Genomic DNA, 14,467 nt, shown 5'->3' with positions numbered 1-14,467 from the left:
AAAATACCCCAGCTGCCTAGCCGCTACGCCCACCCCTCAAAAGAAAGGGGGGTGCTATTATGACACAGTCTGGAAAGCGGGAATCCAGGATGTTGCAGGTATAAAGAGCTACAGCATTTTGCAATTGGCTCAGTAGTAATTTATCAGGCCTCGGAAGATGGAAAATACCTGTATGTGCTCCACATGTTCTCGCTGAGTTTTGCGACCGTCTTGTTTAGTATCACGCCTGAGAGTTTTGTGCCGGTTATTGTGATATTTGAGACGGCGTCTTTTAATATATCATGAGTTACTACACCGCTCTCTACGACAAGTATCATAGCCCCGGCTGCGCTGCCAAGCAGTATGGCGTCATCAGAGGACAACAGAGGCGGGGTATCGATTAAAATGAAATCGAACCGGCTTGCTAGCTCATGCATCTGCTCTTTAAACGCTGAAGCAGATCCCACAGCAGGGGAAAGCTCCGCTGAGCTGCCTGCGGCAATTACAAATAATCCTGGCGTAGAGGTCTCCATTATGAGGCTTGCAAGCGTCTTGCCGGCTGATATATTGGCAGCTATATCAGTAAGCCCCGGCGTCTGAGGACAGTCAAAGAAGCTGTGAAGCGATGGAAAGCGCATATTACCGTCAATAAGCAGCGTCTTTTTCCCCGATGAGGCAAGCGCTGCCGCAAGGTTTATAATCGTGAATGTCTTTCCTTCAGATGCTGATGCACTTGATATGGCAAAAGTTTTCGGGGCGTGCTTGCCCATGAAGATGCTTATGCTGTTAGCGATAGTCTGAAAAGAGCCGGAGTGCTGCGGGTGAAGTGTCCTTGCAGAGCCGCTCAACTTTGTAATAACACCCAGGACAGGCAGATTTTTATATGATTTAATATCCTCTGGTACCTTGATTGTGCCGTCGACATATTCCATAAAAAACGCGCCAATTATGCCAATGGTCAGCCCCATGACAAGGGCTGCGACGGCATTAAGCGGCAGCTTTGGGTGCTTGTGCTTGCCGCCTTCGTGAACAATGGCCTCTTCGACAACTGTGATATTGGACAGGGCGATGTTCTCGGCCAGCTCAACACGATAGCTGTGAGTCAGAAAGTTGGTGTAGACGGTCTTTGTGGCCGTGGTGTCCTGGTCAAGAAAGTTGTGCGTGAAGTACTTATCAGGCAGGGAGTTAAGTTCCTCTTCGTATTTTTTTATTACTATAGGGAATATGGTGCTCTGGGCTTCATAAGTGCTGAGTTCGATATAGTACTCAAGGAGTTTTTTTCTGTTTTCGGTATATACTGTATCAATACTCAGCAGGTCAGGGGTCATCATCTTTTCATACTCAGCCTGCATCAATTCCTTTGTTCGAACGATTTGATTTTCATAATCCTGTATAATCGGATGATTAGCCGTATACTTGGATTTTGCCTCGGACAGGCTGAGATACAGGGTTGCAAACTGCTTCTTATAGGCCGTGAGGATATCGTTTTGGCCGATGCTGGTTATATCCTGTGAGCGTGAGGACATGCTTTTAATCTTTGATTCCAGGAGAAAGATAGCCGATTTGGTCTTTGATATAGCGAGGTCGTTGCTGTACTTACTGCTTTTCATCTTCTGCATCTGCTCAATGGCATACTGGGCCTGATTGTCGAGAGAGGCGGCCTTTTCTTTGAGTTGAAAGTCCTTTACGGCTTGCAGACTTTTTACATAGTTTTGGCGTATCTTGTTAATATTGCCGTCGATGAAGGCACGGACTTCGCCGTAGTTACCCCTGAGACGCTTGATTTCAGAGTCAACTATGGCTGCGGCCATTGCGTTTGCTATGCTTTTTGCCTCTTCCGGGTCTGAGGACTTTGCCGTTACATTATAAATATCGGTATCTTCGTACTGCTCTATCTTTATATTTGGGCGTGGGAACAGTTTTGCCATGAGGGAGGACTCAAGCAGCCTCTCAGCCGTAATCGGTTTTTTCGTTGATTCAACATCAACACCGAGGGACTTTAAAATAGGTTTTGAAAATGGTATGGCCTTCATAATCCTGTACCGGACGCGCTCCCATTTCAGGTCCAACTTTTCTATTACCTGCTCGGCATTTGGTCTGAGGGCGGTGATTGCCAGATAGTCTGCCCTGTCGGTACTCGACGTAGCCGATGAGAATTGCTCGCCGGTTACGCCTACTGCCGAATTTAAAAAAAAGTTTACCGGAGGTTTTCTTAGGAGTATCTTGGCCGTTGAGTCATACCACGGGGTAATCAATAAGGTTATCCCCACAACGGTGAAAAAGGTGACGGCAACAGAGAGTATTACAAATCTCTTCCTTCGCCTTAGGACTGCGAGAAATCTCAATAATTCCACGTTAAAATATCATCCTATTCGTATCATACACTTTGCGTCTTGTCTTTCAACAGATTTCTCAAGCGCTGTAAGTGTTTCGCTGAAATCATAATATGATGTAATCATGCCTTTAATCTGAAGCCTGCCGGTTGAAAGCAACCGTATGATGTTGTTATATATGCCGTAGCCGGAGTGTCCTCTGACGCCGATTATGCTGTTAGCGCCCGTGACCAGGCAGTCAAGCATCACTTCGGCGCTGGTTGCAGAGCGTCCAAGGTAGATTAACTTGCCGTTGACGGCAAGAGAGTTCTCCATCTCCGGCACTGTGAGGCGCGCTGCGCCTGCCGCTTCTACTTGCAGCTCTGCGCCATAGCCGTCTGTCAGCTCCATTATCTTTTGCCTTGGCGATATTCCATCTTTTTTCAAATCATTAACATTAAATACGTAATCCGCACCCAGGGACTTGGCTATGTCGAGCCTCTTATTTTCTATATCGAATGCTACTATAACATTAGCCCCTGCGAGCCGTGACAGTGCCACCGCGGCAAGACCAATCGGGCCGACTCCGAACACTGCTGCTGCCATGCCGGGTTTAATCCCGCCGCCTCCAATAAAAATACCGTTATAGGCGCAGCCAACCGGCTCTACCAGCGCGCCGAGGTCATAAATGTCGTCTTCCGAATAAATACGTCTGAGGCTGTTTATGTTCCAGCAGTGGCGCTCCTTGGCAGCGATGAACTCAGCAAGCGCTCCCGGGGCGGTTATCCCAATAAGCTCGACATTTTCGCACTGGTTAAATGCCCCACTCCTGCAGGGCGTACATATCCCGCACCAGTGAATGCTTTCAACGGCCACCATGTCGCCTTCTTTGAAGTTCCTGACGCTGCGGCCTTTTTTTACAACTACCCCTGAGTACTCATGACCAATTGTCTGGGGCAGGCTCACCGGCCCGGAGAACTGGATGTAGCCGTCCGGGGTGGTTTCATACAAGTGGGTGTCTGAGCCGCAGATGCCGCATCTTTTTACCGCTATCAGGAGTTCATCGTCAGTGATGTTTGGCGTAGGCAGGCTTTTTAGCTCAAAGGTCGGGTTACGCCATACGCTGCTGCCAATTACAGCCCTTTTCCTTGTGGTTTCCTCTTTGGTTGGTGTATAGCCGTCTTTTGGCGCCCACTGCCCATCAGCAACAAAAGCCTTCATCTTAAGTCAACCTGTGACAGGATTTTCGCTGCCGCTTGCTTCAACTGCTTTTTATCTATCTTCCCGCTTCCTATCTTGGGAAGCTCTTCCACGATTTTCATCTTCCTTGGTATCATATAATGAGCCATGTTTTTATTGCAATAGCGTAAGATTTCGTCTACGGTCACGGTGTCGTTTTCTTTTAATACTACAAAGGCGGCAGGAATATCGCCCCTTAGTTTGTCTTCGATACCGATGACTGCGGCCTCTTTAATCGCCGGGTGTTCAAGCAAGCAAAGCTCCACCTGCAGTGGATACACCTTCAGGCCGGCAACCTTCAGAAGTCCACTCTTTCTGTCTGTAAAGTAGAAAAAACCCTCGCTGTCCCGCCAGCCGAGGTCCCCGCTCTGGTACCAGCCGCCGGTGAGCGGGAACTCACTGCCTTCTATGTATCCAGAGATTACGGCGTTCCCTCTGAATAGCAGTTCACCGGTTTGGCCTGTCTGCGTCTCTCTACCGTCTTCGTCAACCACTTTTACTTCGTAATAGGGGCAGGGACGGCCCATCGAGCCGTCCATCCGATAGAACGACGGCGTATTGGCTATGGCAATGCCTGTGGTCTCGGTGCTTCCCCATACGGACAAAATGGGGATGCCGAAGGTGTTAAAAAATCTTTCTGATACATCCGGTCTTGTATACATACCGCCGCTTTCGGCGATTCGCAGTGTATCTAGTTTAATATTATTCGCATGTGATGAGAGCATATCATAAAGCGGGGCAATGCCCATCATAGCCGTAACCTTTGCAGAGCATATGGCAGCGGCCATAGTCTTCGGATTGATTTCTTCTAAAAGGGCAATAGACGCCCCGGTGTAGAGGGCGCGCACAAACAGTTCATGCGGATGGGCGAAGGACGAAAACATGCACAGATGCACGTCGTCCGCTGTAAAGCCCATGGCGTTGACGGCAGATGCGGTATTGACATAGATGTTTTCGTGTGTGGCCAGGGCGCCTTTAGGCGTAGATGTTGAGCCGGTCGTGTAGTTTAGATAAGCCAGTGGCTGTGCCTCAGCCGCCGTTACATTGTTGGATGGGCAGCAGGCGCTGTGCCAGGGTATAAAATTTGCTGGATGACTTCTTTTTTTTTCGGCAATTTCGGCAATTATCACTGTCTTGCAGGCGGTGGCGAGGCAATCAAGGTCAACGCTGCTCAACAGTTTTTCATGAATTACAGTTGCCGCTGGTTTAACAGAACGAATGAAAGATGCTGTCTCGATTTTCCCAAGTGTGAAGTTCACCGGAACGACAAGTGCCCCAATGCGCGCTGCGGCTAAAAATGTAATGATAAGCTCAGGCACACGCGGCAGTACCATGCAGACCTTGTCGTCCTTCTTTACGCCGGAGGCACGCAGGAAGGCTGACAGACCGTTGACGAGCTGATAGACATCTCCATAGGTGAGGGTCTGCGCCTTGTAGATGATAAATGTCTTAGCGGGATTGCTTACCCAGTTATGCTGAAGGGCCTCGTCTATGGATTTACATTCGTTAATATTCAGCAAGACCCCTTTCTCCTGAGAACTGCCCCTATGGTCAGCAATAATATCTTTATGTCAAGGAACAGGGATTGATGTTTGACATATTCGATATCATAGTTTACCCAGTCGGTGAATTTGCATGTGTCTCTGCCCATTACCTGCCAAAGTCCGGTGAGACCTGGTTTAATACTGAGTCTGACTGTTTTCCAATTCTCGTCGCCTACCATTTCTTTGTTCTCCAAAGGACGCGGGCCAACGAGTGACATATCACCTTTGAGGACATTGATTAACTGGGGGAACTCGTCAATGCTCCATTTACGTAAAAATTTGCCGACGCGGGTTATCCTGGGGTCATTTTTTACCTTAAACACAGGGCCATCGACCTCGTTGACAAGCTCCTCTTTGATGCTGTCGGCATTTTTTACCATTGTACGAAACTTATACATCGTGAATTCCACACCGTATCTTCCGCAGCGCCGGTGTGAGAAAAACACACCGCCTTCTGAGTCTATAACAATCATTGCTGCAACAATCAACATATACGGTGAGAATATCATAAGCAGCAGCAAACTACCTGCAATATCAATCAACCTTTTAATCATTGTGTGTGCAGTACCAATAAAATCCAGTCACACATCCGTGTGTACATACCGTCCAATCATAGACTTTCAATATAACATATGCCTGTCGTCATTTACAACTTCAGTCCAAAGGTGAAAAACATTTCTGTGGGATTGTTTGCATATCAGGAAGCCTTTAACATCCCTGTACATTAACATAAGTGGAGGGTGCTGCACCCTCCACTGTTCTAAATATCTTTTAATATGACCAGCATGGTCAGTAGTTCCTGCTTTTTAGTACACTGCCTTTCCGGCGCTTCCCAGGACGTTTTCATTCTTGTACTTGATCATCTTTATGAGCTCATCACGGGCCGGGCCAAGGTACTTGCGCGGGTCGAATTCCTTCGGGGTTTCGGCAAATATCTTTCTGATTACGGCTGTGACTGCCATTCTGCCGTCTGTGTCTATGTTTATTTTACACACGGCTGAAGATGCTGCCTTGCGCAGTTGCTGCTCAGATACACCGACTGCGTCATCCATCTTGCCGCCGTATTTGTTAATCATCTCTACATACTGAGGCACAACTGAGGACGCCCCGTGAAGGACTATAGGGAATCCCGGTATTCTTCTTTCTACCTCTTCAAGGATGTCAAATCTTAAAGGCGGCGGCTCTTCACCGGGCTTTACCTTAAACTTATATGCACCGTGTGATGTGCCTATTGATATAGCAAGACTGTCTACGCCAGTCTTTTTTACGAAATCCTCAACCTCTTCCGGCTTTGTATAATGGCTGACTTCGTGAGAGACATCGTCTTCGATTCCGGCAAGCACCCCAAGCTCACCCTCAACCGTTACGTCATGCGCGTGGGCATACTCGACAACCTTCTTGGAAAGGGCAACATTCTCTTCATACGGCAGATGAGAGCCATCTATCATAACAGATGAAAACCCTGTGTCAATACAAGATTTGCAAAGGTCAAAGCTGTCGCCGTGGTCAAGGTGAAGCGTGATAGGGATATTTCCACCCATGTCTTTCATCATTTGAACGGCACCCATGGCCATAAATCTTAACAGTGTCTGGTTTGCGTATTTTCTGGCTCCGCTTGATACCTGGAGTATTACGGGCGATTTGCTGTCAGAGCAGCCAATTACAATTGCCTGCAACTGCTCCATGTTGTTAAAATTATAAGCGGGTATGGCATAGCCGCCTTTTACTGCCCTCTGAAATCCCTCTTTTGTGTTGACAAGCCCCAAGTCCTTGTAACTTACCGCCATAAGATCCTCCATTTTATTATTCCAATCGTGCAAACGATCGGCAGATATTTAATGCAACACTCTGTGTCGATATACTAATCAATGAAACATTTGTTTGTCAAGCTGACCAAATTGCCCAAATTGCCCAAATTGATAGAGACAAGCCAAAGTATCAATGAGAGTTTAGGGGGAGCGTTTAGGGGATACTGCACAAGGCAGGTTGGTGGTCCCAACGGGAGTCGAACCCGTGTTTCAGCCTTGAGAGGGCCACGTCCTGGGCCACTAGACGATGGGACCACGTACTGGGGAGAGAGGACTCGAACCCCTACAGGCAAATCCAGAGTCTGCTGTCCTGCCATTAGACGACTCCCCAACTTCTCCACTGCTATTATAACTATTGCCTTTGGTTTATGTCAAATATTCCGCCGGACGGTTACACATATATTGGTTTCTTTTGGCATAGCTCCTTGACGCGCTGCCGCTGGGCTTCCACGTTTGCAGAGTCATTGGGCTGTCCATGACCGGTAATTACTTTGTCAATTATGTCTGCCACCACCGCCATGTCTCCCTCTGTGAAGCCACGGGTTGTCAACGCAGGGGTCCCCAGCCTGATGCCGCTTGTTACGGTTGCAGGTTTATCGTCATAGGGGATTGAATTCTTATTTACTGTGATGTCTGCCAGGCCCAGCGCCTCTTCTGCCTCTCTGCCGGTTATATTCTTAGTCCTAAGGTCAATCAGCATTAAATGCGTATCAGTGCCGCCTGATATTATTTTATATCCCCTGAGTTTTAACTCATTGCTGAGGCGCTGTGCGTTTTTTATTATTTGCTCCTGATAAGCCTTAAACCCATCAGTAAGCACCTCTTTAAAGGCCACTGCCTTTGCCGCTATGACATGCATCAGCGGGCCGCCCTGTACACCTGGAAATACCGCCTTGTCTATTGATTTGGCATACTTTTCTTTGCACATTATCATTCCGCCGCGAGGGCCTCTCAGTGTCTTATGCGTTGAAGATGTGACAAAGTCTGCGTATGGTACGGGAGATGGATGAAGGCCCGCCGCAACCAATCCGGCTATATGCGCTATGTCCGCTAACAGCGTCGCGTTTACCTCAGCCGCAATTGCGGAGAATCGTTTAAAGTCTATTGTCCTCGAGTAGGCGCTGGCACCGGCCACTATCATCTTTGGCATGTGTTTAATGGCCTGTTCTCTGACAACCTCGTAGTCTATGTAGCCAGTCTCCTTGTCAACACCGTAAAACACGTTTTCGTAAATCATTCCAGAGAAATTCACTGTCGCACCGTGCGTTAAATGTCCTCCGTGGCGCAGGTCCATGCCTAATATCTTATCCCCGGGCCTTAGTGCAGAGAAAAACACCGACATGTTAGCCTGTGAACCGGAGTGTGCCTGGACGTTGACATGCTCTGCCGCAAAGATCTCCTTTGCCCTATTTATCGCCAGAGACTCGACAATGTCAACATATTCACAGCCGCCGTAGTATCTTTTGTTTGTGTAGCCCTCGGCATACTTGTTCGTAAACACCGAGCCCTGGGCCTCCATTACTGCGGGGGAGGCATAGTTTTCCGACGCTATTAGGATCAGTTTGTTTTGTTCTCTTTGCAGCTCACCCATTATGGCATCGTAGGTTTCAGGGTCAGACTGTTTTATTGCGTCAAGTTTTGGATTCATTGGATTCAAAGGATTCCTCTATTTTTGAGATTTTTTTCAGCCTCTCTTCGTGCCTGCCGCCTTCGTAGTTCGTGTGAAGCCATGTCTTTAGTATTTCTGTGGCTGCCTCAGGTGTGGTTAGTCTGCTGCCAATAACCAGCACGTTAGCATTGTTGTGTTCTCTGCTCATCCGTGCCGTATATACGTCGTGGCATAGGGCTGCTCTGACGTTTCTATACTTGTTTGCCACTATTGACATGCCTATCCCAGTGCCGCATATAAGGATTGCCCTGTCAACCTGCCCCTTCGACACAGCCGCGGCTGCCTTAGAGCCATAGTCAGGATAATCCACAGATGCCCCGCTATTAGTTCCGACATCTTTCACCTCGATGCCTTCGCTTTTCAGCAGCATACTTAGTTGAGCTTTAAGTTCGACACCAGCATGGTCACACCCTATTGCTATCATCATCGTGACACTCTCCAGTGAGTATAATATATAACTGTTTTAATCATTGTCAAGGATTCAAACTGTGGCTGACGTATTGGGGAGGCCGTGAATAAATGCTTGATTTATTTCCGTGTTTTTATTATTATAGCCGTACACCGTGAAAAATCGTTTTTTGAGAAGTCTGCTCTGCTGGATATTTATCCTGCCGTTTCTGGTTCAGTGCGGCGGGAGGGCTGTTGAGCCGCCACATGCGGCGCCTGTTATATATAAATGGGTAGAGCTTGGCCCAAACGGAAGTATCACTGCAAGGGCTGTAACAAAGGGGGCTGTTTGCCCTGACGCCGTCATCGACTCAAAACCTGTACCCATGCGTATCCGAGTTGTGAAAGAGAAGGGAGAATGGGAGGTTACGGTGTGTGAGACGGACATCCCGGCTGAGGCAAAGACTGTGTCTATTGAATCCACACCGCTGCCATTGCTTAAGAAATCACCTTCCCGCGTTTTGATAATCGGAGACACGGGCTGCAGGATTTCGGATGATGAGCTACAGGCATGTAACAACAGCTCCGCATGGGTATTTCCTGATATTGCCGAGTCGGCTGCCAGATATAAACCCGATTTAATAATCCATATGGGGGATTATACGTACAGAGATTCCCTCTGCCCATATGAGTCAGATGGCTGCCGCAGGAGCCCCTACGGCGACAACTGGGATACCTGGGAGGCCGACCTGCTCCTGCCAGCACAAAATCTGCTGCCTGCTGCCCCATGGATATTTCTAAGAGGTGACAGAGAAAACTGCGCCTTAAACCCAATGGGATGGTTTCGGCTGCTTGACCCATTTCCATTCTCAGAGAATTGTGAGAATTTCTCTGAGCCTTATAACGTCGTCCTCGACACACTCACGCTGAGTGTTCTCGACTCCACAAGCGCAAACGACGACACATACTCAAAGGTTAAATCCAGCAGATATGCCTCATACCTTAAGACATATGAAAACACTGACTCAAAACACCGCTGGTTTCTAACGCACAGACCGATATGGGCAGTTACCGAAGACCCAAATATTGAAAATAAAACTGAGGACAAGCTCTTCACGCTAAACCATACGCTTCAAACTGCCTTCAGATCTGCAGAGTGGAGCGCCTTGTTGTCAAAGTATGAGATGGTCGTCTCCGGGCACCTCCATGTCTTTGACATGTTCAGCTATAACGAACCAGGCACACCGCCACAGTTTGTCATCGGTAACAGCGGTACACTGCTCTACCCCGCAATATCGGCCAAACTGCAGGGCTATAGGGTTGGTCTTAAGACCTTGAAAAATGTAAAAAGTGTATCCACCTTCGGTTTTGCAACGATTGAGCCTGAAGGCGACAGTTGGAGCATAACCCTCAGAGACAAAAACGGTAAGCCAATAACCTCGTGTAACGTCGGTTCAGCCTCGTGCCGCCAGTAGCGCAAACTCCGCTTATGTTGACCAAACTACTGCCGAAAATTTAGAATCATCAGCCATGTCTAAACTTAGTTTTCTACGCCCTGTGTTTTCTGTCGGTGAGGGATTGACGCCGCGGTTCATAGCCTTGGCTGTTTTGCTTGGTTTAGCTGTCATTGTTCCCCTTGCGTATCGCTCTATGCATAATACATCGGCGGGGTGTGTCCGGTGCCATGGGGATAAAAAACTCATGGAGACCCAGGACGTTCCACATTTTTATATCACAAAAGAGGCCGTTGAAAAACAAAGTAAACACCCAGATATCGAATGCCGTGACTGCCATCTTGGCAACGGCAGGTCAAATGATAAAGATACAGCACATAAGGGTATGCTTAAGGCCATTTTGATCAGCGAAGACGGCACAATTCTTAACAGGAAGGAAATCTTTAATGGCCCGATTCTGCCCTCAGGAGACAATAAAATCTATGAGCTGCTCCCGAAATCTACTCAAGACGGTCAGCTTACCGTACCCGATGAGGTGAGAAACCTGCTCTGGCACGACAGAAATCTCGAAACGTTTAACTTCGACCCCGACATTGCAAAAAAGACCTGTGGAAAGTCCAACTGTCACCCGCAGGAACTCCACCAGTTCAAAAAAACCATAATGGGAATTAACTACCGCCAGCGCTATATGAGGACATGGACGCAACCCTATGGGCCGCACAACTGCGGCCCTTCGTTTGCCGACCTGCCAGCCACAGGGGAACTAACAGGCGCCGGGTTTTCATATGAAAACACATCAGACATCGTTAAAAATCTAAATACCTCGTTTACCCATAAACAGGCCGAAGATAAACAAAAATTCTGTAACGTCTGCCACGCAGGCTGCCTTGACTGTCACTACACGCCAACCCAAAAGGGCGGTGTTCATTCATTTACAAAGACCCCAAAGTCAGAGACATGCTCCGGCTCCGGCAGGGGCACAAGTATCTGCCACCCCGGGGCTATGCAGTCGCGGCGCGGTGAGACCTATATCGGCGGTGACTACTCCGTCCCCCCCGATATGACACCTGACGTTCACTACGACAAGGGTATTCACTGTGTCGACTGCCACCCCACAGGGGAAAAGGGCATGGGGGATATGGAACGAAAGGCGACGTGTCAGGACTGCCATCTGGAAATCGAAGCCGCTCATGCACGCAGCGCTCATAAAACACTCGACTGTCCCTCATGCCACATAAGCGAACTCAGGGGCTATCAGATAACCATATGGGGACCTGGCACTGTTGCCGGTATACCCAATCCATTTAAAAAGTACTCGCTTTACTACGGCATTCAGTCCCCTCCAATAATTGTCAAAGACCAGAAGGGTGTATGGCGCCCGTATAAAATCTGGCCGCACAGCGTGGGCAACATCAAAGAAGACGTACCTCCATCCCCCGCCCTGATGTTCCACTGGCCAAAGGGTGAGACTCACGATGCATACTATATTCACGGCACATTTGACAATCTCTCAGCTAATAACAAACACCTGCTCTGGCTCCAGCTTGACCAGGCCGCTCATCCATTCGGCAAAGCTAGAAAGTGCAGCTCCTGCCATTTGGATAAACAGGTATCTCAATCCACATGGGAGTTTTTTGACAACTACGGCGCATATCCTTTTAACGGTCAGCACAGTATAATTGCCGATTCTGAGAGTTTAAGAGTTGAATCAATACAAAACACTACACCAATAGAACTCATGGACGGCGCAAAACTTGAGGACTTCGCCTCATGGCTTTTCCTTAAAGACAAGTGGAAAGTCCCCGGAGACTTTTCCATCAGGGCAGACAAGGACAAGTACAATAAACTCCTCACACTCTCAAAACGCCTTGAACACGGCCTTGCAAGGCTTGACAACATATCTGCCTCCTTTACAAAGGCACAGCTTAAACGCTATAAAACACTCAGAGGTGCAGTCCTGCACGAAGAGGAACGCGTTGTGGAGATTGAAGATTTTCTGAAAGATAACTCAAAACCACTGGCTAAAGGGGATAATGGGATTCGATAAACTAAGGGGCAGAGCCGGAGGAAAGAAATAGCGCAATCTCGTTGAAGGCATAGAAAACGTTAGAGCTGGCGCTTACGTCGTGCTGCGCAGGCCGCTCTACTCTTCCCGCCATACTTCTATAGCTATTTCTGGGCACATCTCGGCACACATGGCGCAGCCCGTACACTCTTCCATTGTCTCGACGATCGCCGGAAAGTATCCAGAGTTGTTAAACTCTGCGCTCATGCTGATTATTTTCTTCGGACACGCAGTTACACAAAACGTACAGCCCTTACACAATTCCTTGTTTATCTCAATCTTTCCTTTCATCAAACATCTCCGCCTTTTTTTAGAAGTTCACGGGCGTGCTCCAGTGATATGTCGGTTATGCTGCCGCTTAACATCCGGGCAAGCTCCACTTGCCTGTCCTGACCGTAGAGGGTCTCCACAGTTATTGCTACCGCATCGTCGCTCACATGCTTGTGTATCATCAGGTGGTTGTCAGCCCTTGAGGCTATCTGTGGAAGATGCGTTACACATAGCACCTGACGCCTTTTTGATAGTTCTTTTAACTTATCGGCTACTCGCTCTGCCGTCTCACCACCGATTCCTGCGTCAACCTCGTCAAACACCAGCACCGGTATATCATCATATTCTGCGAAGGCACTCTTAAGGGCAAGCATCACCCTTGATAACTCACCCCCGGAGGCTATCTTTTGCAATTGTTTCAGAGGCTCGCCAGGGTTGGCCGTAAACAGAAACTCCACAGTGTCTGCTCCATCGTTTAGTAACTTCAGGGAGCCGTCTTCGTTTCTATTGAGTGTAAGGGATATCTCAAGACGTGCCTTCGGCATGGCAAGCACTTTCAGTGTGCTGGCTATCTCAGACTCAAGGCGTCTGGCCGTTACCGCCCTCTGCTTCGAAATATCTTCTGCCGCTGCCTCAAGGCGTTTCCTTGCCGATGCTATTTCGGCTTCGATAGAATCGAGTTTTTCATTTACCGCCGTCAGCTCATCGAGTTCTGCAACTGCGCTGTCTCTGTAGTTCAGGATGACCTCTACTGTCTCGCCGTATTTTCTTTCTAATTTTCTTATTGCCTCAAGTCGTGTTTCAATTGTGTCCAGGCGCTCAGGGACAAAGTCTATGTTGTCCTTGTAGCGGCGAAGCATCACGGAGAGTTCTTTTATATAGGATTGAGTCTCCTTTGCCATCGAGAGAATCTCAGAGGCGCTTTCGTCTATCTTTGTCAGCTTCTCAAGGGAATCAACGACAACGGCAGATTGGTCCTCCATTGCCCCATCTCTTTTGTGCAGCACTTCGTAGGCGCCTTCGCTCAACTCTTTCAGCGTTGTCAGATTCGCAAGCACAGCCCGCTCCTTTGACAGCGTCTCTGCTTCTTTTGCGTCGAGGTCGGCTGCTGTGATTTCGTCTATCTGAAATCGAAGGATTTCTATGCGCTTGTCCCTGTTGCTGATGTTTTGCGCAAGGCGCGCCCGTTCATCCAACATGGCGCGGTACCTGCCCAGAGTGATTGAGTAGTCCTTCACGGCATCCTCTGTCCTGCCAAATGAATCCAGTAAACGCATCTGTCTGGACTTTGACATCAGGCTCTGGTTTTCGTGCTGACTGTGTATATCCACAAGCGTTGAGCCAATTTCAGTGACAGTTGCAATCCCCACAGAGGAATCATTGATAAAGGAACGATTTTTCCCTGTGGAAGACACCACACGCCGAATTATCAATTCCTCTGAGACATCTATCCCCAGTGCCTCTGTCGACGCAACTGAGACAGCGTCGAATATGGCCTCAACTACCGTTTCCTTTGCACCTGTTTTAATAAAGTTAGACTGCCCGCGCTGCCCAAGAATAAGCCCTAACGCGTCAACGACTATGGATTTCCCCGCCCCGGTCTCCCCGGTTAATACGTTAAGACCCTCATGGAGTTCAACCCGTAATTCGTCTATCACTGCAAATTTTTTTATGAATAATTCCCTAAGCACACACACTCAACACATTTAAGTTCCATATAGCATAACCTAAATCCACCGT

11 protein-coding genes and 2 tRNA genes are annotated in these 14,467 nt (G+C 48.4%); 2 read left to right on the top strand and 11 right to left on the bottom strand.

All coding sequences use genetic code 11. The features are described 5' to 3' along the window. Positions 1-143: 143 nt before the first annotated feature. The 9 genes from ASN18_RS15075 to rpiB form a co-directional block, all read right to left on the bottom strand. Positions 144-2,333, bottom strand: coding sequence for a GumC family protein (locus ASN18_RS15075; RefSeq protein ID WP_085053610.1), 2,190 nt, complete (start codon positions 2,331-2,333; stop codon positions 144-146). A gap of 9 nt (positions 2,334-2,342) precedes the next feature. Then, positions 2,343-3,512, bottom strand: coding sequence for a scyllo-inosose 3-dehydrogenase (gene iolM / locus ASN18_RS15070; RefSeq protein WP_085053609.1), 1,170 nt, complete (start codon positions 3,510-3,512; stop codon positions 2,343-2,345). Beyond that, the gene (locus ASN18_RS15065) at positions 3,509-5,050 is read right to left on the bottom strand and encodes a class I adenylate-forming enzyme family protein (RefSeq protein ID WP_085053608.1); all 1,542 of its coding nucleotides are present in this window, start codon (positions 5,048-5,050) and stop codon (positions 3,509-3,511) included. Before ASN18_RS15065 ends, iolM begins: the two co-directional genes overlap by 4 nt. Next, positions 5,044-5,628, bottom strand: coding sequence for a sugar transferase (locus ASN18_RS15060; protein WP_085053607.1), 585 nt, complete (start codon positions 5,626-5,628; stop codon positions 5,044-5,046). The genes ASN18_RS15065 and ASN18_RS15060 overlap by 7 nt, the downstream gene beginning before the upstream one ends. Before the next feature lie 252 nt (positions 5,629-5,880). Next, on the bottom strand, positions 5,881-6,861 hold the full coding sequence (locus ASN18_RS15055) for a class II fructose-bisphosphate aldolase (protein ID WP_085053606.1): 981 nt from the start codon (positions 6,859-6,861) through the stop codon (positions 5,881-5,883). 200 nt (positions 6,862-7,061) lie between these two features. Next, positions 7,062-7,137 (bottom strand) — tRNA-Glu (locus tag ASN18_RS15050). Between the two features lie 5 nt (positions 7,138-7,142). Next, positions 7,143-7,213 (bottom strand) — tRNA-Gln (locus tag ASN18_RS15045). A gap of 60 nt (positions 7,214-7,273) precedes the next feature. Beyond that, positions 7,274-8,530, bottom strand: a complete 1,257-nt coding sequence (glyA, locus tag ASN18_RS15040; RefSeq protein ID WP_085053605.1) for a serine hydroxymethyltransferase — start codon at positions 8,528-8,530, stop codon at positions 7,274-7,276. Continuing rightward, positions 8,514-8,978, bottom strand: coding sequence for a ribose 5-phosphate isomerase B (rpiB, locus tag ASN18_RS15035; protein ID WP_236861800.1), 465 nt, complete (start codon positions 8,976-8,978; stop codon positions 8,514-8,516). Before rpiB ends, glyA begins: the two co-directional genes overlap by 17 nt. Before the next feature lie 136 nt (positions 8,979-9,114). Here rpiB and ASN18_RS15030 point away from each other — a divergent pair, with 136 nt between their 5' ends. Together ASN18_RS15030 and ASN18_RS15025 are read left to right on the top strand one after the other, a co-directional pair. Next, positions 9,115-10,413, top strand: a complete 1,299-nt coding sequence (locus ASN18_RS15030; RefSeq protein WP_085053604.1) for a metallophosphoesterase — start codon at positions 9,115-9,117, stop codon at positions 10,411-10,413. Positions 10,414-10,468: 55 nt separating this feature from the next. Continuing rightward, positions 10,469-12,439, top strand: a complete 1,971-nt coding sequence (locus ASN18_RS15025; RefSeq protein WP_157073033.1) for a cytochrome c3 family protein — start codon at positions 10,469-10,471, stop codon at positions 12,437-12,439. A gap of 96 nt (positions 12,440-12,535) precedes the next feature. On the opposite strand, the gene ASN18_RS15020 is transcribed toward ASN18_RS15025, so the two are convergent. Next, positions 12,536-12,748, bottom strand: coding sequence for a 4Fe-4S dicluster domain-containing protein (locus tag ASN18_RS15020; protein ID WP_085053602.1), 213 nt, complete (start codon positions 12,746-12,748; stop codon positions 12,536-12,538). Beyond that, a complete protein-coding gene (gene recN, locus ASN18_RS15015; RefSeq protein ID WP_236861799.1) occupies positions 12,748-14,418 on the bottom strand; it encodes a DNA repair protein RecN in 1,671 nt (556 codons plus the stop codon). Before recN ends, ASN18_RS15020 begins: the two co-directional genes overlap by 1 nt. Positions 14,419-14,467 lie beyond the last annotated feature (49 nt).

This window comes from Candidatus Magnetominusculus xianensis (assembly GCA_001541255.1).
GTDB lineage: Bacteria > Nitrospirota > Thermodesulfovibrionia > Thermodesulfovibrionales > Magnetobacteriaceae > Magnetominusculus > Magnetominusculus xianensis.
The sequence above is the reverse complement of the archived record's forward strand: the minus strand, read 5'-3'. Positions and strand labels throughout refer to the sequence as shown.